We start from the raw sequence: 23,107 nt of genomic DNA on the forward strand, positions 1-23,107 counted from the left end.
AATAAAACATGGGTAACTGCCTACGACTTTAGTCGTAGATGGCAGTGCGGAAAGACACCTGTCTTGGGCTAGTTGCTACCCGCCGTCAACTCAGCCAACTTGGCTTTCAGTGCATCGTTCTCTGCTTGCAACTCGGCCGCATAGTTTTCCGTCGCCGCGTTCGCGACATCGACAGGCACGAATGCCGGGATGTATTTGGGGCAGTTCCAGTCCATCGCAACGACATCGACAACCAAAAGCCGCTCGGCGGGTGTTCCCTCGGTCGGGAAGTGTTTCAACACCTCAGGATCCGCGTCACCAAGTCGAACCAGACTGGCGCGCCCCTGAATTTTCATCCGCGCGCGACGCATGTAGTCCATCAAGAACAACGAGACCCTTGGATCCTCGGCGACATGCCCCATGGTAATGAATTGCCGGTTGCCAACATAATCCAGGCAAGCGATGCGGGTCGGGTTGACGGCCTTCAGAAAGCCCGTTGGACCTCCGCGGTGTTGGACATATGGCCATCCGTCCGGGTTCACGCTTGCGATATAAATGCTCTGACGTGACTGAATGAAGGCAACGTCATCTGGGCTAAGTGCGGATTGCGTTCGGCGCTGATAGCTGGCTTTGTGAACGCCATAACAACCTTCGGCCTTCTGGATTTCGGCGACCTGTCCGCGAAACATCAGATTTGCGTAGTCTTCCATTCGAAGGCTCCTTTCAAATGGCGCATACCCTTAGAAAGCGAGCGGATTGTATTTCCAGCTGTCCGCATCGGGTGTGACACTTTCAAGATCATAGTCGTTGTCGATCAGATGCTGAGCCCGCGGTTGTCCCATCGCCGCAGCGGCTTCAATCATCCTGCGCCCCTTTTCTTCATCAACGGCAACACCGCGGCCACGCAGCAGGTTGAGACCGTGATTGAACATACCAACCTCGCTGCCGGCCTCAGCCGCACGGCGATCCCATTCAGCAGCGGCTTCGGGGTCTTCTGGCCCCGCCAATCCGTTGTCAGCCATCCATGAAAGCCACGTCATGCCTTGCGCGCTGGCGTATTCATCCACGGATCCTTGGAAGAGTTTCTTCGCGTCGTCGTGCAGTCCAGCCTTTGCCGCGAAATATCCCATTGCATACTCCATGGGATAGGATTCGCCATGCTTTAGCCGGTCAAGCGCACCATGAAGTGTAAGCTCTTCGGGGTTGTGGGTTCCAAACTCGTCAGATTTCATTGTCCTGTCCTGTGCACTCGCCGTTGCAGCGACAAGCAACACGGCGACACAGAGCGGTAGCAGCCTGTTCGAGTTCATTGGTTCCTCCGTGGCAATGCAGGTCCATGGATTGCGCTATGGGTGCGTGCGGCGAGCAATGCCCGGCCCATTAGCATCTTCCAAGTGTGCACCAAAACCGAGCGCGTGCGAAATTCTTTTCTCAAATTGGGTCTCCGACCAAAGTCGGGGATGCTGAATTGAATTTCGAGGTCCATGATTTCGCAATCAACATTTCATTCACCAACTAGGGAGGAGACGTTATGAACGAGATGGCACAAGAGGCAGGGACCTTTGCCTCACCCTTCAAGACTCGTTACGACAACTATATCGGTGGCAAGTTTGTACCGCCGGTCGAGGGGAAGTATTTTGACAATGTCACACCGATCTCAGGCGAGGTCGTGTGCGAAGTTGCCCGTTCGGGCGCTGCGGACATCGAGCTGGCGCTGGACGCTGCACATGCTGCGAAAGAGGCATGGGGCAAAACGTCAGCGACCGAGCGGTCGAACATTATCTTGAAGATCGCCGACCGGATCGAGGAAAACCTCGATATTATCGCAACTGCAGAAACATGGGACAACGGCAAGCCGATCCGCGAAACCACGGCGGCTGATATTCCGCTGGCGGTGGACCACTTCCGTTATTTCGCCGGCGTCCTGCGCAGCCAAGAAGGCACGATGTCAGAGATCGATGCAGACACGGTGGCCTATCACTATCACGAGCCTTTGGGCGTTGTCGGTCAGATCATTCCGTGGAACTTCTCGATCCTGATGGCAGCTTGGAAACTGGCGCCTGCGCTGGCTGCGGGCAACTGTATCGTGCTGAAGCCGGCTGAACAGACTCCGGCTGCAATCATGGTCCTGATGGAGATCATCGCTGACCTGCTGCCGGATGGTGTGTTGAACATCGTGAACGGATACGGTGCCGAAGTTGGTGCCCCACTGGCCCGATCAAACCGCATTGCCAAGATCGCCTTTACCGGTTCGACCGAAACTGGCCGTGTAATCATGCAGGCCGCGACCGAAAACCTGATCCCCGTGACGCTGGAGCTGGGCGGTAAATCCCCCAACATCTTCTTCTCGGACATCATGGCCAAAGATGACGCGTTCCTGGACAAAGCCGTCGAAGGCTTCGTTCTGTTTGCCTTCAACCAAGGCGAAGTCTGCACCTGCCCAAGCCGCGCGCTTGTCCAGGAAGACATCTATGAAGAGTTCATGGCCCGCTGCATTGAGCGTGTAAAAGCGATCAAGCAAGGTGATCCACGTCTGGCAGATACCATGGTGGGCGCACAGGTTAGCAAAGAACAGCAGGACAAAATCATGTCCTACATGACCATTGGTCGCGAAGAAGGTGCCGAGGTTCTGGTAGGCGGTGACGCGGCACGGTTCAATGGTGATCTTGCTGGTGGTTACTATGTGCAACCGACAATCCTGAAAGGCCACAACAAGATGCGCGTCTTCCAGGAAGAAATCTTTGGCCCAGTTGTGTCGGTGACGACCTTCAAGGACGAAGAAGAAGCGCTGCAGATCGCCAACGACACGATGTATGGCCTTGGTGCCGGCGTCTGGTCGCGTGACGCCAACACGTGCTATCGCTTTGGCCGCGCTATCGAAGCCGGGCGTGTTTGGGTGAACAACTATCACGCTTACCCTGCGCATGCGGCCTTTGGTGGCTACAAGCAGTCCGGCATCGGGCGTGAGAACCACAAGATGATGCTTGGTCACTATCAGCAGACCAAAAACATCCTGATGAGCTACAACCCCAACAAGTTGGGCTTCTTCTAAGATTACCTCCCTGGGGGGCGATCCTGATGGAGCGCCACCCGAACTGTGCAACCCGCCTCTTCGGAGGCGGGTTTTTTTGTCGGACAGAAGTTTTAGACAAGTTTAGTCTTGCGCATTTGCACGGCTTGCCAAAAGCCCGCCGAGCAGTTCCTGCAAGTCTTCTATGTCGAGCGGTTTGTGGCGAAGAAACACCCCCTGCCCTTGCGCCTCTCGCGCCAGTTCGTTTGATCGATCAGCGGTTAAGAGAACGCAAAGCAATGGGCCGTGCTTGGCGCGAAGGTTCTGGATCAGGTCGAGACCGTTTTTATTGTCGTCGAGGTGGTAGTCGACCAGAAAAACATCCGGCGTCAGATCAAGCTCAGCGATCTGCGCTTCTGCGTCTTCCTGCGACGCCGCGATGATCGGCGCCGCGCCCCACGTTTCAAGCACACGCTCCATCGCATCACGCACAGCGGGGTCGTTTTCGATCACCATGATAAGGGCATTTTTTAACGAACGAGGCGTCCCCCTTCTTGCCTGCATGGTCTCGACCGGAAGTTGTTCCTGCTCGGCAAACGGGACAGAAACACGGATGGATGTTCCTTTTCCTACGGTCGAGGTCAAAGAAAGGTCGTGCTCTAACATCAGACAAGCGCGTTCTACGATCGCAAGCCCAAGACCCATTGCAGAATCCGAGGCCTGACTCGGATCGGACCTGTGAAACTCTTTGAAAACAAGTTCTTGCTCTTCGGGTGAAATCCCGACGCCCGTGTCAATCACGTGAATATCTATGCAATCTGCCCGGCGACGGACCCCGACCAAAACCCGGCCTTCGTTCGTATACCGGATAGCGTTTGAAACGAGGTTCTGAAGGATGCGACGAAGATAAACAGGGTCAGAATTTACACACGCCGAGGTGCCAACGACGGTCAACTCAAGCCCCTTTTCTAACGCCGAGTCAGAAAATTCGTCCAGAAGGCGATCAAATATCTGATCGAGTGAGAAGTCTGACACATTCAGAGCGACCTGACCTGAATCGAGCTTCGAGATATCGAGAAGTGCGCCCAAAATGGCCTCAACGGATTGAAAGCTCTTCGAAATTCTGCTGACAATCGAGTTTTGCTTTTTGTCGAGAACCGTATGCTCCAACGACGAGATAAAAAGCTTTGCGGCGTTCACGGGCTGCAAAAGGTCATGGCTTGCGGCGGCAACGAACCTCGATTTTGAAGCATTTGCCCGCTCCGCAGAATCTCTGGCGGCGCGAAGCTCGTGAGTTCTTTCTATGACGCGCTGTTCCAGCGTTTCGTTTGCCTGATGCAAGTCCTTGTGGGTCTGGCGCAGCTTGGTGACGTCGTTAAACGAGACAACGAACGACCCATCCGCCATCTCTTGCCCCATCACATCATACTGAAAACCGTTTACCGCTTCCAATTCGCAGCGCAATACCTCTCGGTTTTTGCGAAGCGACGCCCAATTAAAGACAAGCTCTGGCTGGCTATCAGTGGTGAACACAACACCTGGCTCGAAAAGCCGCTCGAATCTTGCCAAACGCATTCCTGCGCGCGCAAGCCGCCGGTGCATTTTCAGAATTTCGACGGCTGCATCATTCCACTCCACAAGCTTGCAATCTGCGTCGAAAATCAGGACGCCCTGTTCGATGTGTTCAAGCGTCGCTTTGACGATCTTTGCTTGCCGGTCAAGGATTTTTGCACGCTCTTCTCGCTCAAGGCGCGTGTGGTCAGTGATGTCAGTCTGAAGCACGATCGTGCCACCGTCCGGGGTGTTTTGTTCACTAATCTGAAGCCAAAGGTCATCCTTCAGCTCAAGCGTGAAGTTGACCGAGTTGCTTTCGTGAACCTCTATTCTTCGGTCGACCCATTCATCCACGGACAATTTGTCGGGCCGGATGATGTATTTACTGCCAGCGCTCTGGCGAAGATATTCCTCGAAGCTGATGCCTTGTTTGATCTCACCGACCACGTCTGGAAACATCGCCGAAAACCGGGAATTTTTCATAACCAGCTTGTCGCTGGCATCAAAAATAGCAAAGCCTTCCTGAATGGACTCGACGGCTGTCGAAAGGTCTCGCCGCGCTTCCTCGGCTTCCCGTTGCGCTGTCGCAAGTTGGGCGTTGGTCGCATGAAGCACGTCCAAGGCTTCTTCCAGCTTGCGTGTCCTCTGCTGGACTTCCCCTTCCAGTGCAATCGCACGCTCGAAATGCGTAAAGCCCTTGGCACTGTCCACGGTCGCGCGCTCGACCCGTGACATAAGCTTGTCGACAATGACCTTCAGCTTCTCGTTTTCACGCTCAAGGCTGTCGGAAGCCTTTAAAAGGCCGTCTGTTGAATGGATGTTACTCATGGTCAGGCGGATAGATGGCTATCCCGGTTAGGGTTTGGTTTACGTGAAGCATATTGTGCTGTTCACCATAGGTCGAAAAGCCGATCACGCGGTGTTTCTTCAAGAGGGCAGACATGTTGCTGACTTCTTGTTTCTGCTCCGCTTCAAGTCGTCTGAGAATGCAATCACAGGCAAAAATCAGATCAGGTTCACACTCGGCCGACAGACCTTCGAGCACATCTTGAAGATGTCTGGTAATACTGCTTGCATTGGCAACCGTAAGCACCATGCCCTCGTCAATCGAGGCGAAGAAACGCAGGTGCCCGTTGTCCTCGACGCGCTGAATGGCACGGACATGGTGTTGATCACCCACCGAAACCACAATCGGATGCGACGCAAATATGAACGGCGACAACTGGTTTGGATCAATGCCGACGATGCGGGCGTATTCGGGCGCTGCCGGTTCTGCGTTGATCTCGGTCACAAGGCGCTTTTCGGGGATCGCGCCGGTGACCACCAACCGTTTTTCCGACGATTCAAAATGGTCTTCCCGGAACACCTTGAAGCGACAATCGCTGCGAACAACAAGAACGATCGCTGCATTGCTGCTGACCACACCATTGTAAAACACAGGCGCACTTTCGAACCGCAGCCCATCCCCGGACGAGCCACCAAAAAGCTGGGTCGTTCCCAATGCGGTCGAGATGTTCAGAACGAATGCGTCCTCGCGCCGCGACAGACCGTCGACCAGAACAAAGGCAAATTCGTTTACAAATTCGTGCCGTTGCGCCTGGGCATCGTGGCGAAGGGCAAGAACTTCGCGGCCAATGGCGACCTCGTCTGGATTGTCCAACGCCTGAAACATGCGCGCGCTTGCCGCGAAATGGGTTTGCGGAAAGCCAAGTGCGACGATCTTTTGATCGCTATAGCCCTCGTCGCAAATCTCACCTGCCGTACGTGCGCCAAGGATATGCGGCGCGTCGATCCTGTCTTGCAGCGTTGCGGTCAGCGCCTCCAGGTCCACTTCCGGCGACGCCAACACGATCACACAGGCATAGGCCGTATCACCCAGCGCATCGACCAGCCTTGCGGTTGGGTCTGTTTCATCCGTCAAGTCGACAGACACGGTTGCGATGATGCGCGCGCGAAGCTCGTCCAAGCAGTTTTCCTCCCTGAAAAGCTAGATCTTTCTAGCCTTCCCCTGACAAAGAAGCATAACTGACTTTCTTTGCAAGCAATACCGCCTGCGTTCTGTTTTGCACGCCAAGCTTGCGCATTATTGCGGTAAGATGGGCCTTCACCGTCGTCTCGGCGATCGACAGATCATAGGCAATCTGTTTGTTAAGCTTACCTTCGCAGATCAGGTTCAAGATAACGGATTGCTGTGGGGTGAGGCTGGTAAGCTTCTCGACAATCGAATGGTGCTCTTGCGCCAGACAATCCCCCTGCGGCACGACGAAATCTTCTGGCGTGTAGATTTCACCATCAGCGACAATCTGGAATGCACGCACAAGTTCGTCGCGCGGACTGCCCTTGGGAACAAAGCCCACAGCACCCGCATCAAGAACGCTCGACGTGACACGGTTGTCCGAGATGGACGAAACCACGACAATCTTCGCGTCGGGCGCGGCCCCTCGCAGTCTGATCAATCCATCCACCCCATCGACGTCGGGCAGATTCAGATCCAAGACAATGAGGTCCGGCAACGATCGGGTAACTTGTAGCAGCGCTTCATTCAGCGTTGAGGCGGTTCGGATCATGGGGGCGTCGAAAATCTCTCCGACGGTCATCGCCATCGCATCGCAAAACAACGGGTGATCGTCGATCAACAACAACTTCAGTTCGTTGGTTTCCCCGATAAGTGGCATGACGACCTCAGCCATTTGCTCCAGCGCCTCCTGATTAGATAACGAAAACGCGAAGCCCGCAAGGCGCGGGCTTCGCTTGATGGTTAAGGTCAGTTGATGACCGGGACCCTGAAGACCCAGATCGAGCCACCTTGGTTGAGGAAGTTGACCTTCTTGGCCACTTCGCCACCCCAAAGCGGAACAGCGCCACCCCAACCGGATGCAACCGCAACATACTGTTGGCCATCTTGTTCCCAAGTCACGGGTTGTCCGACGATGCCGGACCCGGTTTGGAACTTCCACAGCTCTTCACCAGTATCTGCGTCAAACGCTTTGAGGTATCCCTCAGGCGTGCCGGTGAAGACCAGGCCGCCGGCTGTCGCCATCACGCCACCCCAAAGAGGTGCATCGTTCTTGTATTCCCATTTGATATCGCCGGTGTTCGGGTCGATCGCTTTCAGGGAACCGATGTAATCTTCAAAGATCGGTTTGATCGTGAAGCCAGAACCAAGGTAAGCTGCTCCTTCTTTGTAGCTGACGGGCTCGTTCCAGATATCCATGCCCCATTCGTTAGAGGGGACGTAGAACAGGCCGGTGTCCGGGCTGTGTGCCATGGGCATCCAGTTCTTGCCGCCCAGGAAGGACGGAACCGAGAACACAACGTCGCCTTTGCCACCGTCAGCTGCATCAGCCGGGTTGCCGGGGCGATTTTCCTCGTTGTAGATCGGGCGACCGTTTTCGTCGATGCCTTCTGCCCAAGTGATCTCTTTCACGAAGGGCGATGCCGAAACAAACGCGCCATCTTCACGGTTCAGAACATAGAAGAAGCCGTTGCGATCGGCAGTGGCGTAACGCTTGTTGCCTTCGGCGTCCACGAAAGGAACCACTTCGTTCACACCATCAAAATCCCAGCCTTCGCGCGGGGTGGTCTGGAAGTGCCACTTGATTTCGCCATTTGCCGGATCGATCCCGATACGTGAAGCAGCATAGAGGTTGTCCCCTGACCCGTCATTCTTGTCGCCTGCGTCGCGCAGCCAAGAATTCCACGGTGCCGGGTTGCCTGCACCAAACACAAGCGTGTCCGTATCGGCGTCATACGTGCCACCAAGCCACGTCGCACCGCCGCCGGTTTTCCAAAGGTCGCCGGGCCAGGTTGCGTTCAGCTCGCCTGTCATGGTGCTTTCTTCGCCGTTCAGCGTGCCCATGTGCCCTTCGATGACCGGACGCGTCCAAACAAGGTCGCCTGTCTCTGCGTCGCGCGCCTGAACCTCGCCAATGATGCCAAATTCACCACCCGAGTTACCGGTGACGACAAGGCCGTTCACGATCAGCGGGGCGGATGTATAAGAATACCCGGCCTTGTAGTCTGCGATCTTGTCTTTCCAGACGACATCGCCAGTTTTCAGATCAAGCGCGACGATCCGGGCATCCAAGGTGCCAAAGAAGATCTTGTCGCCATAGATCGCACCGCCACGGTTGATCACGTCACAGCATGGCAAAATGCCTTCAGGTAGACGCGCGTCATACTGCCAGATCTCTTCGCCCGTCTCGATATCAATCGCGTAGAGCCGCGAATACGAGCCGGTCACATACATGATACCATCATAGATCAGCGGCTGGGTTTCCTGCCCGCGCTGTTTTTCGCCGCCCATCGAGAACGCCCAAGCCGGAACCAGGTTCTTTACGTTCTCTTTGTTGATCATGTCGAGCGGGCTATAGCGCTGCTGATGGCGCCCCATGCCGTTGCTTACGATCTGTGTGGTGATGTTTTGATCGTTGGCGATGTCTTCTTCAGTCACCGCCGCGATCGACGCCGTTGCTGCGATCAGCATCGCAGACGTCGTCAGTAGCAATTTATTCATAATGTCCTCCCAATCCGAGACCACAGAAACGTCAGATTTCTGTCTTGGAAAAAGGTCGCGGAAAGTGTCGGCGAGCGGTATTGCCAATTGGTCGTATATGAGAGGCGCCCCCTGTTTGCTTAGGTTTCAAGTGAACAGGGAGGACTGTTATGTTTGGATTCAAGAAAGCCGCGCTTGGCGCGATGCTTGCCTGTGTGGCACAGATTTCAGTGGCCGCCGATCTACCCGTCATACGCCTTGGCGCTCTATCCTTTGGCACCGTCAATTGGGAGCTTGATACGATCAAGCACAACGGCCTCGACGAAGCGAACGGCTTTGTCCTTGAAGTTGTGCCGATGGGTGGCGGGAACGCCTCTGACATCGCGTTTCTTGGCGGCGAGGTTGACGCAATGGTCTCGGACGTTGTGTGGGCCGCGCGTCAACGTGCCGAAGGGCGCGATCTGAAATTTATCCCGTATTCTACGGCTGTTGGCGGCATCATGGTCAAGCCTGACAGCGGTATCTCCGACCTTGCCGGACTGGAAGGCAAGAAAATCGGTATCGCCGGTGGTCCGCTTGATAAAAGCTGGCTGATCTTGCAGGCATATGCCGAAAAAACCGCTGGCTTGGATCTTGAAGCGATCACGAAGCAAGAGTTCGGCGCACCACCGCTTATGTTCAAATCCGCACTGACTGGCGAAATCGATGCCGTGATCAACTTTTGGCATTTTCAAGCGAAAGCCAAAGCGGCGGGTCTGGTTGAAATCATCTCGGTTCAGGATGCGGCAGAGGCTTTAGGTCTAAGCGCGACGACACCACTTCTGGGCTATATCGTTTCGGGTGACATGGACGCGAAACTTGCGCAGGCGCTCTATCGCGCATCGCGTGCCGCCAAAGACATCCTGCGTGATGACGCATCTGCTTGGGACGTCGTTCGTCCTCGCATGAAACCAGAGAATGACGCCCAGTTCGACGCGCTGAAAGCCGGCTTCATCGCTGGCATTCCACAAAGCACTGAAATCGACACTGACGCGGTCGAACAGATGCTCGGCCTTATGGGCGAACTCGGTGGCGAAGACCTTGTTGGCAAGGCGACGACCCTTCCAGCAGGTCTGTTTATCGGAAGCTAGTTCACACGATGCGCCGGGATACGGGCATACGCGTTTTCTCGCTGGGGCTGTTCCTGTTGTTCTGGAGCAGCCTCTCGATCTTGATGGCGGACCCGCAAGTCTTGCCATCGCCCGCACAAGTCTTTGCCGAAATGATTGCATTGTGGCAGCAGGGTAAATTGCAAGAGAACTTGATTGCGACCGGCTGGCGCGTCTTTGCAGCGTTTGGGCTGGCAATGATCATTGGCTGCGCCTTCGGTTATGTCATGGGAAGGTCTGACGCGGTAGACGCGTGGCTTGATCCTTGGCTCATTATCTTTCTGAACTTGCCTGCTCTTGTCCTGATCGTCCTTTGTTACCTGTGGGTCGGACTGAACGAGTTCGCGGCGGTGCTTGCCGTGACACTCAGCAAAGTCCCAATGACCACCACGATCATCCGCGAAGGCGCGCGCAATACGTCTTGGGAACTGCGCGATCTGGCAGCCGTTTACCGCCTTCCGTTGATGACAAGGCTGCGTCACATCATCCTGCCAGAACTGTTCCCGCATATCGTTTCGGCCGCACGAACCGGGTTTTCCGTCATCTGGAAAATCGTCCTGGTTGTCGAGTTTTTGGGTCGTCCCAACGGCATTGGACGACAGATTCACACGCAGTTTTCGCTCTTTGATGTCACCGGTGTCCTGGCCTACGCCCTAAGCTTCGTTGTCTGCATCCTGTTCATCGAATTCGCGATCATGCAGCCCAGCGAGAAACGAATGGGAAGGTGGCGTGCTGATGCTGAAGCTTGACCTCCACCGTAAATCCTTCGCGGGTCAAACCGTGCTGGAAGACATCCATTTGGATCTGAGCCAAGGTGATCGGATTGCCGTTTTGGGTCCGTCAGGCATCGGAAAAACGACCCTTCTTCGTATCATTGCTGGCCTCGACAAACGGTTTCGCGGCACCTGCGATGCGCCCGACGAAATCGCGCTGATGTTTCAAAATCCGACCTTGCTTGATTGGCGCACAGCCAAAGAGAATCTGCAGATATTTCACCCCAAGTCTGACGAAGCCGACGTGCAGAATGCACTTCGGCAGGTCGGACTGGCGGACAAGGCCGATCACTTTCCACGGCAGCTTTCGGTCGGACAGCAAAGACGGCTAGCCTTGGCGCGCTGTTTCTTGACGCCTGCACCACTGGTGTTGCTTGACGAGCCGTTCACCTCGCTCGATCCAAGCCTGCGAAGCGAGATGCTGACACTCACGCGTCAGTTTCTGGACCGTTCTCATGGCACGATGGTTCTGGTGACTCATTCTCAGGATGAAGCGGTCGCACTTGGGGCCAGTTGCTATCGGCTTCACGATGCGGCGCAATCCGGAGCGGAGCTTGTCGCGGTATGATTGGGAACCGAATTGTCACCACTCTATCCAGGTCTTTCGCGGCATTGCTCATGCTATTGTTCAGCACGCCATGGGCGGCTGCAGATCTTGTCGATGAAGCTGAACTTCGAGATGCCGTGATTGCGCCCTACAGCCTTGGCGAGCCAACGGATATCGAAGGCGTTTGGCAATTGCTGAACGGCAGTGGTGCGAAAGGCGGCTATGTCATTCAGTCCGAAGCCATCTCGCCGCTTCCGGGCTTTTCGGGCGCAGCAATCAATGTGATGGTTGTGTTGGACCTTGATGGTGGGTTCATCGACGTAAAACTGTTGAACCAAAGCGAACCCATCTTCGTGTCCGGTCTGGGCGAAGCGCCATTTCGCCAGTTCCTCGAGCAGTATCGCGGGCTGTCGATCAACACACCGATCACCATCGGCACCAACTATGGGTCCGGCGGTGGTGGGTCCTTGGTGTATCTGGATGGCGTGACCAAGGCGACGGCTTCTGTCAGGATTGCACATGAAAGCGTCATGGCAGCAGCGCGCGAAGTGGCGCGTCAGAAGCTAAAGGGTATCTCTCGGCCGCAAGAAAAGGTGGTCCCCAAACCAGATCTCGACCTGTCCTTCACGTGGCAGGACTTGGTCGATCAAGGGATCGCGCGCCATGTGACGACCACGCATGGCGAGGTGCGCGCAGGATTTGCGGGCACCATATGGCAGAGCGACGATCCTTTTCCCGATGCCTCGGACAGTGATCTGTTCATTGACTTGTGGATTGTGGATGTCACTGCCCCCTCGGTTGCGCGCGCCGTCATGGGGGACCGGATGCTTCGCGATTGGGAACGGCTGGGTGATATATCCCCGGATGATCAGACCGTATTGCTGATCGAGGCAGGAGACCACGGCCTTGTCTCAGAAGATTTCGTTAGAAACACCGCCCCGTCCTGGATCGAAGCGGCCCAAGACGAGTTTCCGGTTTCGGCAAGGGACGCAGACCTTCTGATCAACCTGAAAGACGACGTGCCCGAGGGACAAGCCATGGTGCTGCGTCTGGATCGCCGCTTGGGATTTAATCCGGTGCGGGAATGGGACCTTAGCCTACTTGCCGTTCGCCAACACGGTATGCTTCAGCCAGAAGAGGGTCAGGCGCGCTTTAGCTGGACGGTCAAAGCAGACGAACGGTTCTTTGATGTTCTGACCCCTCCCAAACCGCTTTCCCCGTTCGAAAGCGCGGTGCTGAACCGACGGGTTGATCTGCTTTTGCTTGGTGGTTTTGTGGCGCTGGTGTTCGCGATCATGGCGTTTAACCGCGCCTTTGTGAAGCGGCGCGAATACCGCGTGTTCCGATACGCCGTGCTTGCAACGACACTAGGATTTGTCGGTTGGTGGGGTCAGGGACAACTGTCGATCCTGACGCCCATTGCAACCCTCTCTGCAATGTTGGCCGGGAAGTCGCTTAGCTTTCTACTTTATGATCCCTTCTCGCTGATCATCTGGGGCGCAACCATCATCGGGTTTTTCATCTGGGGCCGCGCCCTGTTTTGTGGTTGGCTCTGCCCGTTTGGTGCGATGCAGGAGTTCGTGGGGGCTGTTGCAAAGCGCCTTAACGTGCAGCAGGTGAAAGTATCAGATCGGTGGGACCAGCGCTTGAAGTCCCTGAAGTATTTGGTGCTTTTGGGTCTGTTGATCATCATGTTCTACCGCCCTGAACATGTCGAAAAGGCTGCTGAAGTCGAACCTTTCAAGACAGCAATTTCGGTCTTCTTTCAGCGCGAGTGGTTCTATGTCTTTTACGCGGTTCTCTGCCTGCTCGCGTCGGCTGTCGTCTTCAAGGCCTACTGCCGCTACCTCTGTCCGCTTGGCGCATTGATGGCCATTGGTGGGTGGTTGCGCCTTACCCCCTGGATCGAACGGCGCACGGAATGCGGGTCACCTTGCCAGCTTTGCAAGGTCAAATGCGATTACGGAGCCATCAAAGCGACCGGAAAAATCGATTACTCAGAATGTTTCGGGTGTTTGGACTGCGTCGACATCTTTGAGGATCGCAACAAATGCGTGCCTTTGATCGTCACGGATAAGCGAAAGGCACGGGCGTCATGATGCAGCGAAGAACCGTTCTTAAGCTCGGAACAGCGGCTATCGGTGCGCTGGCTTTGGCGCAATACGAACCCAGTCGACGGGTTTGGACTGGGAAAGGGTTTGGCGCTGATCTGTCCGTGATTTTCTATGAAAACAACAACGACACAGCGCAGACTTTCGCCGCAATCGAGCGAGAGGTTGAGCGGCTGGAAGACGTGTTCAGCCTATTCCGCCCAGCTTCAGCACTGTCGCGACTGAATCGGAACGGCGTCATGCAAAACCCGCCAGAAGAACTGGTCGAGTTGCTCCAACTCTCAAAGCTGATCTGGACTGCGACAGGGGGGCTGTTTGACCCGACCGTGCAAACTGTCTGGAGCGCTGAAGGACATGCGCTGAACCCGGCTATGGGTTTCGAACAGGTCGAGATTGGACACGACTTCATTCAGCTTGCAGAAGCGGGGGCCGCCCTTACGCTGAATGGGATCGCGCAAGGCTATGCAAGTGACCGCTTGGCGCGTTTGTTGCGCCGCCGGGGCCACGCAGAGCATCTGATCAACCTCGGTGAATTTGCGGCCGGGGACGGGCCGTGGCGGTTGGCGATCGAAAACGATGACGCCCAAAGGGTCGCGCACACAGATCTGGAAAATCTCGGCTTGGCAACAAGCTCACCCGGAGCAATGACGCGCGCGAATGGTCAGGCACACATTGTCCACCCCTTCGGCAAAACTCCGATTTGGAAGACGGTGACGGTCGAGGCGCGTAGCTCTGCGATTGCGGATGGGTTTTCGACGGCCGTGGCGCTCATGCCGAAGCAGCAGATCGACAGGCTCTCTCTGCGGTCACTGGGAATAACAACGATTTGGTTGGAAGATCAGAATGGCGTGGTGGAGAAGATCACCTAGCGATCAATAATCCGGAGCAGTGTGCGTTACGCCAAAGCGTATGAAAATCTCGGCAATTCGCCCATCTGCAATTGCATCAGAAATCGCGTAGTCAGCAGCGTAAGAAAGTTCGCGGAAATTGTGGCGCACGGCAACACCAAGGGTCCAGGTGTCGAGCGCGAAGTTCACCAAGGGTGGCGTCGCCACTGCGATCTCGTCGCTTTGGTCCAGATACTCCAACACGCTTTTCACGCCCATCACCGCGTCAACCTCTCCTGCTTCCATGGCTGCAAAGGCATCTTCATGCTCAGGGTAGTGGCGAATGTTGGACAACAGCATTCCGCCATTGAAGTTCGACAGATAGAAATCCGAGATCGTGTGGTTTTCAACACCGACCTTGTGAAAACGGTAAAAGGGCGTCGTCGGTGGTTCGTCCGGGAAAACATCGACGCGGTAGGCGGTGGCCAGCGTTTCGTTGAAATACTGGCCGTTAAGGACAACGAACTCGTTCCGGCACTGCAAGTCCTTGCTGTATGGGACATGCATCATGATGTTCGACACCTGCCCACCGATCAATGGCCCTTTCCATATCTGATTGCGCAGATCGGCATCTACACTTTCGTCAGCCGCCACAAAGTTAAAGCGGGCCTCGACACCGATATCCGCGGCGATGATTCGCGCAATCTCGATATCAATGCCCATGGGTTTGCCCCCATCCTCCCATGAGAAAGGGGCAAAGTTTTCATAAACGGCAAAGGTCAGAAAGCCACGCTCGAGGATCGTGTCAAAGTCCTGACCGACATCTATCCGAGTGTCCGATCGTTTGGGAATCACATCGCCATAGCCCTTGGCCAAATCTTCGCACCGTGCCCAGCCCACTTGAGCCGAGCCGATCAACAGGCCAAGAACCAAGACAATATGAGACCAAAAACGCACGATGATCAGTGCGCCGCAGACAGGCCGATGGTCAACAGCTCGGCTGCTTTCGCAAAGCTCGCAGCGCTGCCATCAAGAGCCAGAGCCGCGCGCGACACGGCAGATTCTGCGACGGGCGCTTCAGAACCCGTCTCGGCAGTCGCATTTATCCCCGCCAGTTCGGTCTTCAAAGCTTCAATTTCCTCACTCAACGAAGATGTGTCGTCGGCACCCTGAAATTCGCTTGCACGCGCGTTCAGCAGATCGCGGATCGCAGCGAGCCGGGGCTGATGGTCGTCAAATGCCCCGTCATCTGGTCGGGTTTCCACATAGGTGCGGATCGCCCAAGCGGCTTCCTGCCCAAGCAAGTCACCAAAGGCTGGCATTTTTGTGGTTCCGTTTTGCGTCATACCATAGCGAAAGCGCTCCAGATACCATTCGTCACCATCCCAGTCCGCACTGAGATAGCGCAGGTCAGGTGCCAACCCGCCCGAGACAACTTCAAGCCCGTGGCAGCGCGCGCAGTTCTGGTTGTAACCGGATGCGCCAACATCAATGGCGGTTTGCCAGTTTTCACCGGCCGGATCGCGCCAGGGGTTCTCCTCAAGCCACTCTTCGCCAAGGTCAGGAAGTCCGGCTGTATCAACAGCCTGCGGGGCAACGTCGCCATGTGCAAAAGCGGCAGCGGCAGCCAAAACGAGCGGCGGCACAAGTAACTGTAGTGAGAGTTTCATCGTGTCTCCTCCATTCTTTTGCAACTTTGTAATTGGCATTCTGGAACCGCACTATTCGACCTTGGTCCAACTTCTCGATTATCGCCTCTTCGGCCAGACTGCCCTGAGGGGAGGACCATATGGCGAAACTGATAAAAGCGCTTTTAAGTGTGCTGGTTGTCGGATTGATGTCCACGACGATCAGCGCAGCAAGCGAGCTGCGCGATGTGGCCGTGCTTTACCTGCGGATTGCCACGCCTGAACGGCCCGTTTTTTCCAACCTAGACCCCCTCCCCGATGACCTTGGTCTTGCGGGTGCCCAGCTAGCGGTTGCCGACAACAACACGACAGGCAGTTTCATGGGGTATCAGTTCATCCTCGATACGATCGATCTGGACGAAGGCGATCTGGACGCTGCACGCGCGGCGTTGCAGGCAAGCGAAGCACGCTATGTCGTATTGGACATGAGCGCGGATGAGATGATGAGCCTTGTTGACGGCAGTGAAGACCGGCTCTTTCTCAATGTGCGGTCGTATGACGACAGTCTTAGGGGCGAGAACTGTCGGGCCACGCTGCTTCACACAATTCCAAGCTACGCCATGCGCACCGATGCGCTGATGCAGTTCATGTTGAAAAAGCGTTGGGAAAATCTGGCGCTCATTACCGGCAACGCGTCCGAGGATACAAAGTTTGCGGATGCGCTGCGCAAATCGTCCCGCAAATTCGGTATGAGCATCGAGAGCGAAGTGCCGTGGGTGCTTGACGGCGATTTGCGGCGGCAAGCCGGGGCCGAAGTGCCGTTATTGACGCAGCAGCTTGATGACTACGATGTGCTGATCGTCGCGGATGAACACAACGATTTTGCCCGTTACCTTGCGTATAATACCTGGCTTGCGCGCCCAATTGTTGGCGGCGACGGGTTGCGTGCGACCGGTTGGGCGCGTGTCAATGAACAATGGGGGGCGGCCCAGTTGCAAAGCCGTTTTCACGACTTGGCTGGGCGCGACATGCAGGATGTTGACTACGCCGCTTGGGCTGCATTGCGTGCGGTGGACGAAGCTCAGCTTCGGACCGATTTTGCCGACCACAAAGACATCCGCGCCTTCCTGCTGAATGGCATTGAGTTGGCGGGTTTCAAAGGTCGTCCGCTTTCATTCAGGAACTGGAATGGCCAGATGCGCCAACCCATTGGGTTAACGCATGCGTCTGCCCTCGTTGCGATGGCACCGCTTGAAGGTTTCCTGCATGCCGAAAACGAGCTCGACAGCCTTGGTATTGATGCGCCGGAAAGCCAATGCACCGCGTTTGGAGAATAGAGCAATGAAGATACAAACCTGTCTGATGACCCTCGCCGCAACGCTTCCAGCCGCAGCACTTGGCGACGAAATCTGGGTTTCGAATGAAAAAAGCGACACGATCTCGGTGATCGACGTTGATCAGCTTGAGGTCGTTCGGGAATACGATGTGGGTGAACGCCCGCGCGGTATCCTGTTTTCACACGACTACAAGTATCTCTATATCTGCGCGTCAGATTCCGACGCGGTGCAGGTGTTCGACGTCGAAGCTGGCAAGATCATACACGAGCTGCCGTCTGGCGAAGACCCCGAGCAATTCGCGCTGCATCCGAATGGAAAGCTACTTTACATCGCGAACGAGGATGACGCCGTGACCACGGTTGTGGACACCGAAACACATCACGTAATCACGCAGATCAACGTCGGCGTTGAACCCGAAGGCATGGCCGTTAGCCCGGACGGCAAAACGACCATCACAACATCCGAAACCACCAACATGGCGCATTGGATCGACACCGAGACCAACAGCATCTACGCCAACTCGCTGGTTGATGCGCGCCCACGTCATGCTGAGTTTACGGATGATGGATCGAAGCTGTGGATCAGCTCTGAGATCGGCGGCACGGTTGCTGTGTTCAACACCTCTGACCAAAGCCAGATCGCTAAGATCGAGTTTGATATCACCGGCGTTCACCATGACAAGGTGCAGCCCGTTGGGGTTGAACTCAACGACGACAACAGCCTTGCCTATGTGGCGCTTGGCCCCTCTAACCACGTCGCGGTGGTCGATACAGCAAACTACGAGGTGCTTGATTATATCCTGGTTGGGCGCCGTGTCTGGCACATGGCTTTTTCACCTGACGGCACAAAGCTGTTCACGACCAATGGCGTTTCTGGCGACGTCAGTGTTGTCGATCTGGCGACCAACAAAGCCATCAAATCCATAAAAGTTGGCCGCTTCCCTTGGGGCGCAGTCGCACGCCCAACCAACTAAGGAGTCTATTAAATGAAAAAAGCAATTGTTCTTGCCAGCCTTCTCGCGGCCAATGCTGCAATCGCAGACAACGATGACGACGGTCTGGGCATGGCGGGGCTATTGTCCGGCGCGAACAAAGTGGATCTGCCAGAGGTCATTCTTTCCGTCGGCGAACCCCTCGCCGACGCGCCTTGGGTTCTTAAATCCGGCAAATACTACGAGGTCGAGTTCACCGCAGATGGGTCGGGTGAAATCGGTCTTGCGGGGTCCGACTTCTTTCGTGCAATCTGGGTAGATGAGGTCGTGATCGAAGGGCTGGAAACGCGCCCCTATGCACTTCACTCAATCGAATTCGATGATGCAGGCACGATGGAAATCGGGTTTGTCGCCATCAAGCCGGGCAGCTATGAGCTGCGCATTCCGGGCAGCACCGGGGACAGCCAAAGGATCGAGATCACAATCGAATGACGGATGCAGTGACCCTTGATGCTGTGGACCTAAGCTATGGGCCTCGGTCTGTTCTGTCGCAGTTTACTTTGCGGTTGGCGCCGGGGTCGTTCACGGCATTGCTTGGTCCGAATGGGGCCGGGAAATCCACGGTTTTCAATCTGATTGCGGGCTTGCTGCGCCCAGACAGCGGCGAGGTCCGCGTGATGGGGAAGTCAACGTCGCACTCTCGCGCAGGGCTGCGTCATGTCGGCATGGTGTTTCAGCAATCCGCCTTGGACCTTGAATTGTCGGTTGTCCAGAACCTGCGCTATTTTGCCGGGCTGCACGGCATGAAAAACCCGAACTCCGAGATAGAGCGCCTTCTTGCGCAGCTTGGCCTTGAAGGTCGCGAGGGCAGTTCTGTGCGCGACTTGAACGGCGGCCATCGCCGCCGCCTTGAGATCGCGCGCGCCCTTCTGCCAAGCCCCGAGATCCTGTTGCTTGATGAACCAACATCTGGGCTGGACCCTGCGTCAAAGCAGGCCATCGTCGATGCGGTCCACGCGATGAGCGCGCAGGGCGTAACCGTCCTTTGGATCACCCATTTGCTTGATGAGCTTTGGCCTGAAGACGACGTGATCGTGATGCAGGCTGGTCAGGTCGTAAGTCGAGGTAGCTTTGCCGAACTCGGAGGGGCAAAAGGATTGTCCGAGCACTATGCAGGCCACGAAAGACCGCAGTTATGATGACCGCTTTCAAAGCCATCGTCATTCGCGAGCTGCTTCGCTTCCTGCATCAGCGCGAACGGTTCCTTGCCGCCCTCGTTCGACCGCTGGTCTGGTTGTTCATCTTTGGCGCTGGATTTCGCGCGGCCCTTGGCCTGTCTATCATCCCCCCTTACGAGACCTACATCAAATACGAGACCTACATCGTGCCCGGCCTGTGCGCGATGATCGTTCTTTTCAACGCGATGCAATCGTCGCTTTCGATGGTCTATGACCGCGAAATGGGGTCAATGCGGCTGCTATTGACCGCACCGGTGCCGCGCTGGTGGATATTGCTGGCAAAGCTCATCGCAAGCGCATTTGTGTCGGTGCTGCAATGCGTCGTCTTTCTTGTGATCGCGTGGATGTTTGACATCCGCATGCCGTTGGGCGGCTACGGCGCCGTGCTGCCGGCGCTCTTTCTTGTCGGCTTGATGCTCGGCGCGATGGGGCTTTTTCTGTCTTCCATGATCACGCGGCTTCAAAACTTTGCCGGAGTCATGAACTTTGTCATCTTCCCGATGTTCTTTCTGTCGACAGCGCTTTACCCGCTGTGGCGCATGCAAGAAAACGCCCCGCATATTGCGTCCGTGGTTGTGTGGAACCCCTTCACCTACGCGGTCGAACTGGTCCGGTTCGCGCTGTATCAGAAGCTTGAGCTGAATGCGCTGATTTGGGTGTGCGCCTGCACATGCGGCTTCTTTCTTCTCAGCCTGTGGGGCTATGACCCCGGAAAATCTTTGTTCAGCAGAAAAGTTCGGTAGGGAAGGTTCACTCTTAGCCCTCGTGGTCAATCAGGTTCTCCATGCCGTTCGATTGAATTCCAACCCCGCGAAACCTGATGCCGAGGTGCCGTGGATCGATCAGGAGAGAGGCCAAGCGACAGCTTCTAAGAGGTGAACACGAGGCCGCAAGCTATCGAACTACTGCGGTCTTTGATGTCGGAAGTCCGGCTGCATCCAAATGTAAACGCGCCGGACTGTCATGACTTTGAATTGTATGGCGAGTTGGCCGCGATCCTAGCGTCCTCGGCACCTAAAAACGACGAACCCCGCCGTTTTACGGGCGGGGTGTCGGTTTTGTTGGTTGCGGGAGTAGGATTTGAACCTACGACCTTCAGGTTATGAGCCTGACGAGCTACCGGGCTGCTCCATCCCGCGCCAATGTCGTGTATATAGGCGCACGGTTTGCGAACCACAAGCTTATATGGCAAAAAACTGATACAAAAACCCGAACTGGTTTTGAGTTGCGTGACATCGTCAGTTCAATTGGGTAACCAACTGAGAACACGGAAGGTTATCTCAATGGATGGCACACTTGCGGTCTTGTTTCTGCTGACGGGCTTGATTGACATGTGGGTCAATCACTGTGCCTCGAGCTGTGTGAAACCAGTGGCCGCAATTTCACGCCACGTCTTGTCCGCCGGTGACCTGATCTTCGAGGCTGATTCCATCGGCGCCGAGGTCTATTACCGCCACGATTTACCGCTTCGCTTTGGCCCCTTCCAACCCACAATCGGGGCATCGATTGACAGCCTTGGAGATGCTTGGGTCGGGCTTGGCGCGGTGAATGCCTTTCATCTTTGGGACGGAAAAGCGTTCACACAACTCTCTTTCATGCCCGGCATCTGGCTGCGCGGCAAAGGGCCGATCATGGGCCATCCGGTTGAGTTTCGCTCAGGCATAGATGCCGGATATGAGCGCCCGGACGGTATGCGCTACAGCATCTCGCTTGATCATCGGTCGAATGGTGACATCGTGCCGGTCAATCCGGGGCTGGAATCCCTTCAACTTCGCGTATCAATCCCCAACCCATAGACAACCACCTGCTCCAGTTCCCGATTTGCCGAAACGCGGAAACGGACGCATAGTTAGGTGTGAAGATTTGTTCCGCACTGATAACCACTGGCTTCATCGCGCTCGCAAACACCTTGCCTGCGCGCGCGGTCAGTGACGATACGCTTCTGAGCACTCCCAAAATGGATCCCTGTCACCTATTCACGGCGGAGGCGGACATGGTGGTGCTCTACCTCGATATGGGGTCCGATGGGGAGGTAGAGATCAACTTGCCCCTTTCCTATCTGGAAGAGCCTGCAGATCAACTAAGCGGGTTACGCCACGGGTCGGTCTTGTTGCGGGTGATGCTGAAAAGCTTTGTGCCGGTAACCCGGGCGCAAGCACAGGTGTTGCACGACACTCAAAAAGGGTTTTCCCAACAGGCGGCGTTTATCACCATTCTGATCGGTGACTTCCAGAAACTGGAGACACGTCTGAGAACGCTGACCGAAGGACGGTCGAAAGTCGCCCCGGATGATTTGGGCCTTATTCCAATGACCAACACGGATGCCAACCCGCAACGCGAAATCTATGTCGCCACACAGCCCAATGGCACACCCCGTGCCATCATCGAATGTTCGAGATCAAAGACCACACCGCGCCAAACCTGCACTCACGAGTTGCGGACGCGGGGCGTTGGCGTGGTGCTGGACTACAGCGCGGACCTGCTGCCGATGTGGGCGGAGGTTCAGGCCCGGGTGGAGCGGTTTCTGGGGTGTGCAACGGGGGAGTGATGATGTTGTGCAAAGCAACGTTCTCATCGGGCGCACGTCACGATAACAATGGCTTGTTCGAGTTGATTGTATCCGGAGGCATTGACACATGCCAAACACGCGCCTCTCAAGATTTTCCGGCCCTTTGTGGATCACAGCGCTCGCTTTATCGGCGCTGACGCTTCCCTTGGCGCTGCATCAACCAGAAGCCACCACGTCATCGCGCAACACATTCACCGTCGATGAACTGTTAAACACGCCACCTTCAGACCCCTGCCAGTTTTTTGGTGGCGAGAATGAGATGGTGGAATGGTTCATCAAGATGGATCTCGAAGGCAAATTGATACCCATGCGGGTGCCAACGATCTTTCTGGAAGACAAATCTGATCACGAGGAAGGTGTGCATCATGAAGAACAGCATTTTACGTTCATGATTGACAATTTTCTACCTGTAACCCTCCAGCAGAGGGTAGTGATACTGCGCGCTCAACGCGACAATATTTATGAACTAAAATATGCGGCCTTTCTGGTCGGTGATCACATTGAACTTCCGGATATCATTTCATTGATGATTTCGAGAATGGGAGGGCGGTTTGACGAAATGATGCCGATGGAAGAATTCCCCACTACGCAGGGGCCATATGGGTTAACGAAGGTTGTACCACCAGAAGGAAATCTGGACAGCAATGTCTATTTTGCTCTAGATGCTGGCGGCGCGCCGACAACCGCTATAACCTGCTACACTCAAGCGAGCCTAGCCTATCCAAATTGCAATATGCATTTTAGAGCATCGGGCTTGGACGTAAAAGTAGAAGACTTTAAGGAGTTTTTTCTGCCTCGCTGGGCAAGCATCAAACATGATGTGGAGCGTTTTCTATCTTGCGCGACGGTTTTTGAGTAGCGCGTTTCAAGCCCCCCCCCTCCGGAACGCAAACCGCCCCGGCATTTCTGCACGGGGCGGTTTGTTTTGTGTTTGTATTGAGAGAATATTGGCTCTTTTCT

General features: G+C 55.5%; 22 protein-coding genes and 1 tRNA gene. 14 read left to right on the forward strand and 9 right to left on the reverse strand.

The window, feature by feature from the left end:
* Nucleotides 1-68: 68 nt before the first annotated feature.
* Both Q0864_RS09985 and Q0864_RS09990 read right to left on the reverse strand, forming a co-directional pair.
* Nucleotides 69-689, reverse strand: coding sequence for a pyridoxamine 5'-phosphate oxidase family protein (locus Q0864_RS09985; protein WP_298568768.1), 621 nt, complete (start codon nucleotides 687-689; stop codon nucleotides 69-71).
* A gap of 30 nt (nucleotides 690-719) precedes the next feature.
* Complete coding sequence (locus tag Q0864_RS09990; RefSeq protein WP_298568770.1) at nucleotides 720-1,211, reverse strand: sel1 repeat family protein; 492 nt, start codon at nucleotides 1,209-1,211, stop codon at nucleotides 720-722.
* Nucleotides 1,212-1,510: 299 nt separating this feature from the next.
* On the opposite strand from Q0864_RS09990, the gene Q0864_RS09995 reads away from it, so the two are divergent.
* On the forward strand, nucleotides 1,511-3,031 hold the full coding sequence (locus tag Q0864_RS09995; protein WP_298568772.1) for an aldehyde dehydrogenase family protein: 1,521 nt from the start codon (nucleotides 1,511-1,513) through the stop codon (nucleotides 3,029-3,031).
* A 102-nt stretch (nucleotides 3,032-3,133) separates the two neighbouring features.
* On the opposite strand, the gene Q0864_RS10000 is transcribed toward Q0864_RS09995, so the two are convergent.
* The 4 genes from Q0864_RS10000 to Q0864_RS10015 form a co-directional block, all read right to left on the reverse strand.
* Complete coding sequence (locus Q0864_RS10000; RefSeq protein WP_298568774.1) at nucleotides 3,134-5,371, reverse strand: PAS-domain containing protein; 2,238 nt, start codon at nucleotides 5,369-5,371, stop codon at nucleotides 3,134-3,136.
* Nucleotides 5,364-6,509 (reverse strand): FIST N-terminal domain-containing protein, encoded by a 1,146-nt coding sequence (locus tag Q0864_RS10005; RefSeq protein ID WP_298568776.1) that lies wholly within the window; start codon nucleotides 6,507-6,509, stop codon nucleotides 5,364-5,366. The genes Q0864_RS10000 and Q0864_RS10005 overlap by 8 nt, the downstream gene beginning before the upstream one ends.
* A gap of 31 nt (nucleotides 6,510-6,540) precedes the next feature.
* Nucleotides 6,541-7,233 (reverse strand): response regulator transcription factor, encoded by a 693-nt coding sequence (locus Q0864_RS10010; RefSeq protein WP_298568778.1) that lies wholly within the window; start codon nucleotides 7,231-7,233, stop codon nucleotides 6,541-6,543.
* A gap of 74 nt (nucleotides 7,234-7,307) precedes the next feature.
* On the reverse strand, nucleotides 7,308-9,059 hold the full coding sequence (locus Q0864_RS10015; RefSeq protein ID WP_298568780.1) for a PQQ-dependent methanol/ethanol family dehydrogenase: 1,752 nt from the start codon (nucleotides 9,057-9,059) through the stop codon (nucleotides 7,308-7,310).
* A 149-nt stretch (nucleotides 9,060-9,208) separates the two neighbouring features.
* Between Q0864_RS10015 and Q0864_RS10020 the strand changes: the two genes are divergently transcribed.
* Genes Q0864_RS10020 through Q0864_RS10040 form a run of 5 tightly spaced genes read left to right on the forward strand, consistent with a single transcriptional unit; the run spans nucleotide 9,209 to nucleotide 14,486 of the window.
* A complete protein-coding gene (locus tag Q0864_RS10020) occupies nucleotides 9,209-10,168 on the forward strand; it encodes an ABC transporter substrate-binding protein (RefSeq protein ID WP_298568782.1) in 960 nt (319 codons plus the stop codon).
* Between the two features lie 8 nt (nucleotides 10,169-10,176).
* Complete coding sequence (locus tag Q0864_RS10025; protein ID WP_298568784.1) at nucleotides 10,177-10,935, forward strand: ABC transporter permease; 759 nt, start codon at nucleotides 10,177-10,179, stop codon at nucleotides 10,933-10,935.
* Nucleotides 10,922-11,527, forward strand: a complete 606-nt coding sequence (locus Q0864_RS10030) for an ATP-binding cassette domain-containing protein (RefSeq protein ID WP_298568786.1) — start codon at nucleotides 10,922-10,924, stop codon at nucleotides 11,525-11,527. The genes Q0864_RS10025 and Q0864_RS10030 overlap by 14 nt, the downstream gene beginning before the upstream one ends.
* Before the next feature lie 50 nt (nucleotides 11,528-11,577).
* Nucleotides 11,578-13,605, forward strand: a complete 2,028-nt coding sequence (locus Q0864_RS10035; protein WP_298568788.1) for a 4Fe-4S binding protein — start codon at nucleotides 11,578-11,580, stop codon at nucleotides 13,603-13,605.
* Complete coding sequence (locus Q0864_RS10040) at nucleotides 13,602-14,486, forward strand: FAD:protein FMN transferase (RefSeq protein WP_298568790.1); 885 nt, start codon at nucleotides 13,602-13,604, stop codon at nucleotides 14,484-14,486. Before Q0864_RS10035 ends, Q0864_RS10040 begins: the two co-directional genes overlap by 4 nt.
* Nucleotides 14,487-14,489: 3 nt before the next feature.
* Here the strand turns inward: Q0864_RS10040 and Q0864_RS10045 are convergent, their stop codons facing one another.
* Nucleotides 14,490-15,401, reverse strand: a complete 912-nt coding sequence (locus tag Q0864_RS10045) for a transporter substrate-binding domain-containing protein (protein ID WP_298568792.1) — start codon at nucleotides 15,399-15,401, stop codon at nucleotides 14,490-14,492.
* A gap of 5 nt (nucleotides 15,402-15,406) precedes the next feature.
* Nucleotides 15,407-16,114 (reverse strand): cytochrome c-550 PedF, encoded by a 708-nt coding sequence (gene pedF, locus Q0864_RS10050; protein WP_298568794.1) that lies wholly within the window; start codon nucleotides 16,112-16,114, stop codon nucleotides 15,407-15,409.
* A gap of 119 nt (nucleotides 16,115-16,233) precedes the next feature.
* Between pedF and Q0864_RS10055 the strand changes: the two genes are divergently transcribed.
* The 5 genes from Q0864_RS10055 to Q0864_RS10075 are packed head-to-tail and all read left to right on the forward strand — an operon-like array spanning nucleotide 16,234 to nucleotide 20,321.
* Nucleotides 16,234-17,409 carry an ABC transporter substrate-binding protein gene (locus tag Q0864_RS10055; protein WP_298568797.1) on the forward strand — a complete coding sequence of 392 codons (1,176 nt, stop codon included), beginning with the start codon at nucleotides 16,234-16,236 and terminating at the stop codon, nucleotides 17,407-17,409.
* A 4-nt stretch (nucleotides 17,410-17,413) separates the two neighbouring features.
* Nucleotides 17,414-18,382: a PQQ-dependent catabolism-associated beta-propeller protein gene (locus Q0864_RS10060; RefSeq protein WP_298568799.1), complete on the forward strand. Its 969-nt coding sequence runs from the start codon at nucleotides 17,414-17,416 to the stop codon at nucleotides 18,380-18,382.
* A 12-nt stretch (nucleotides 18,383-18,394) separates the two neighbouring features.
* On the forward strand, nucleotides 18,395-18,832 hold the full coding sequence (locus tag Q0864_RS10065) for a hypothetical protein (protein ID WP_298568801.1): 438 nt from the start codon (nucleotides 18,395-18,397) through the stop codon (nucleotides 18,830-18,832).
* Nucleotides 18,829-19,539 (forward strand): ATP-binding cassette domain-containing protein, encoded by a 711-nt coding sequence (locus Q0864_RS10070; RefSeq protein ID WP_298568803.1) that lies wholly within the window; start codon nucleotides 18,829-18,831, stop codon nucleotides 19,537-19,539. Before Q0864_RS10065 ends, Q0864_RS10070 begins: the two co-directional genes overlap by 4 nt.
* On the forward strand, nucleotides 19,539-20,321 hold the full coding sequence (locus tag Q0864_RS10075) for an ABC transporter permease (RefSeq protein WP_298568805.1): 783 nt from the start codon (nucleotides 19,539-19,541) through the stop codon (nucleotides 20,319-20,321). Before Q0864_RS10070 ends, Q0864_RS10075 begins: the two co-directional genes overlap by 1 nt.
* A 319-nt stretch (nucleotides 20,322-20,640) precedes the next feature.
* Here the strand turns inward: Q0864_RS10075 and Q0864_RS10080 are convergent.
* Nucleotides 20,641-20,717: transfer RNA gene (locus Q0864_RS10080), tRNA-Met, on the reverse strand.
* A 144-nt stretch (nucleotides 20,718-20,861) separates the two neighbouring features.
* Between Q0864_RS10080 and Q0864_RS10085 the strand changes: the two genes are divergently transcribed.
* The 3 genes from Q0864_RS10085 (at nucleotide 20,862) to Q0864_RS10095 (ending at nucleotide 23,006) form a co-directional block, all read left to right on the forward strand.
* Nucleotides 20,862-21,374, forward strand: coding sequence for an acyloxyacyl hydrolase (locus Q0864_RS10085; protein WP_298568807.1), 513 nt, complete (start codon nucleotides 20,862-20,864; stop codon nucleotides 21,372-21,374).
* Nucleotides 21,375-21,571: 197 nt separating this feature from the next.
* Nucleotides 21,572-22,126: a hypothetical protein gene (locus tag Q0864_RS10090; RefSeq protein WP_298568809.1), complete on the forward strand. Its 555-nt coding sequence runs from the start codon at nucleotides 21,572-21,574 to the stop codon at nucleotides 22,124-22,126.
* Between the two features lie 88 nt (nucleotides 22,127-22,214).
* Nucleotides 22,215-23,006, forward strand: a complete 792-nt coding sequence (locus Q0864_RS10095) for a hypothetical protein (protein ID WP_298568811.1) — start codon at nucleotides 22,215-22,217, stop codon at nucleotides 23,004-23,006.
* Nucleotides 23,007-23,107 lie beyond the last annotated feature (101 nt).

Origin of the sequence: uncultured Aliiroseovarius sp., from assembly GCF_947497285.1 — a bacterium.
Classification (GTDB): Bacteria; Pseudomonadota; Alphaproteobacteria; order Rhodobacterales; family Rhodobacteraceae; genus Aliiroseovarius.

Bases quoted from the DNA above. Each gene is read 5' to 3' on its own strand.
- Q0864_RS10000 (WP_298568774.1), bottom strand. From the start codon at position 5,371: ATGAGTAACATCCATTCAACAGACGGCCTTTTAAAGGCTTCCGACAGC.
- Q0864_RS10065 (WP_298568801.1), top strand. From the start codon at position 18,395: ATGAAAAAAGCAATTGTTCTTGCCAGCCTTCTCGCGGCCAATGCTGCA.
- Q0864_RS10075 (WP_298568805.1), top strand. From the start codon at position 19,539: ATGACCGCTTTCAAAGCCATCGTCATTCGCGAGCTGCTTCGCTTCCTG.
- Q0864_RS09990 (WP_298568770.1), bottom strand. From the start codon at position 1,211: ATGAAATCTGACGAGTTTGGAACCCACAACCCCGAAGAGCTTACACTT.
- Q0864_RS10015 (WP_298568780.1), bottom strand. From the start codon at position 9,059: ATGAATAAATTGCTACTGACGACGTCTGCGATGCTGATCGCAGCAACG.
- Q0864_RS10030 (WP_298568786.1), top strand. From the start codon at position 10,922: ATGCTGAAGCTTGACCTCCACCGTAAATCCTTCGCGGGTCAAACCGTG.
- pedF (WP_298568794.1), bottom strand. From the start codon at position 16,114: ATGAAACTCTCACTACAGTTACTTGTGCCGCCGCTCGTTTTGGCTGCC.
- Q0864_RS10055 (WP_298568797.1), top strand. From the start codon at position 16,234: ATGGCGAAACTGATAAAAGCGCTTTTAAGTGTGCTGGTTGTCGGATTG.
- Q0864_RS09995 (WP_298568772.1), top strand. From the start codon at position 1,511: ATGAACGAGATGGCACAAGAGGCAGGGACCTTTGCCTCACCCTTCAAG.
- Q0864_RS10060 (WP_298568799.1), top strand. From the start codon at position 17,414: ATGAAGATACAAACCTGTCTGATGACCCTCGCCGCAACGCTTCCAGCC.
- Q0864_RS09985 (WP_298568768.1), bottom strand. From the start codon at position 689: ATGGAAGACTACGCAAATCTGATGTTTCGCGGACAGGTCGCCGAAATC.
- Q0864_RS10085 (WP_298568807.1), top strand. From the start codon at position 20,862: ATGGATGGCACACTTGCGGTCTTGTTTCTGCTGACGGGCTTGATTGAC.
- Q0864_RS10095 (WP_298568811.1), top strand. From the start codon at position 22,215: ATGCCAAACACGCGCCTCTCAAGATTTTCCGGCCCTTTGTGGATCACA.
- Q0864_RS10010 (WP_298568778.1), bottom strand. From the start codon at position 7,233: ATGGCTGAGGTCGTCATGCCACTTATCGGGGAAACCAACGAACTGAAG.
- Q0864_RS10070 (WP_298568803.1), top strand. From the start codon at position 18,829: ATGACGGATGCAGTGACCCTTGATGCTGTGGACCTAAGCTATGGGCCT.
- Q0864_RS10025 (WP_298568784.1), top strand. From the start codon at position 10,177: ATGCGCCGGGATACGGGCATACGCGTTTTCTCGCTGGGGCTGTTCCTG.
- Q0864_RS10090 (WP_298568809.1), top strand. From the start codon at position 21,572: ATGGTGGTGCTCTACCTCGATATGGGGTCCGATGGGGAGGTAGAGATC.
- Q0864_RS10035 (WP_298568788.1), top strand. From the start codon at position 11,578: ATGCTATTGTTCAGCACGCCATGGGCGGCTGCAGATCTTGTCGATGAA.
- Q0864_RS10040 (WP_298568790.1), top strand. From the start codon at position 13,602: ATGATGCAGCGAAGAACCGTTCTTAAGCTCGGAACAGCGGCTATCGGT.
- Q0864_RS10020 (WP_298568782.1), top strand. From the start codon at position 9,209: ATGTTTGGATTCAAGAAAGCCGCGCTTGGCGCGATGCTTGCCTGTGTG.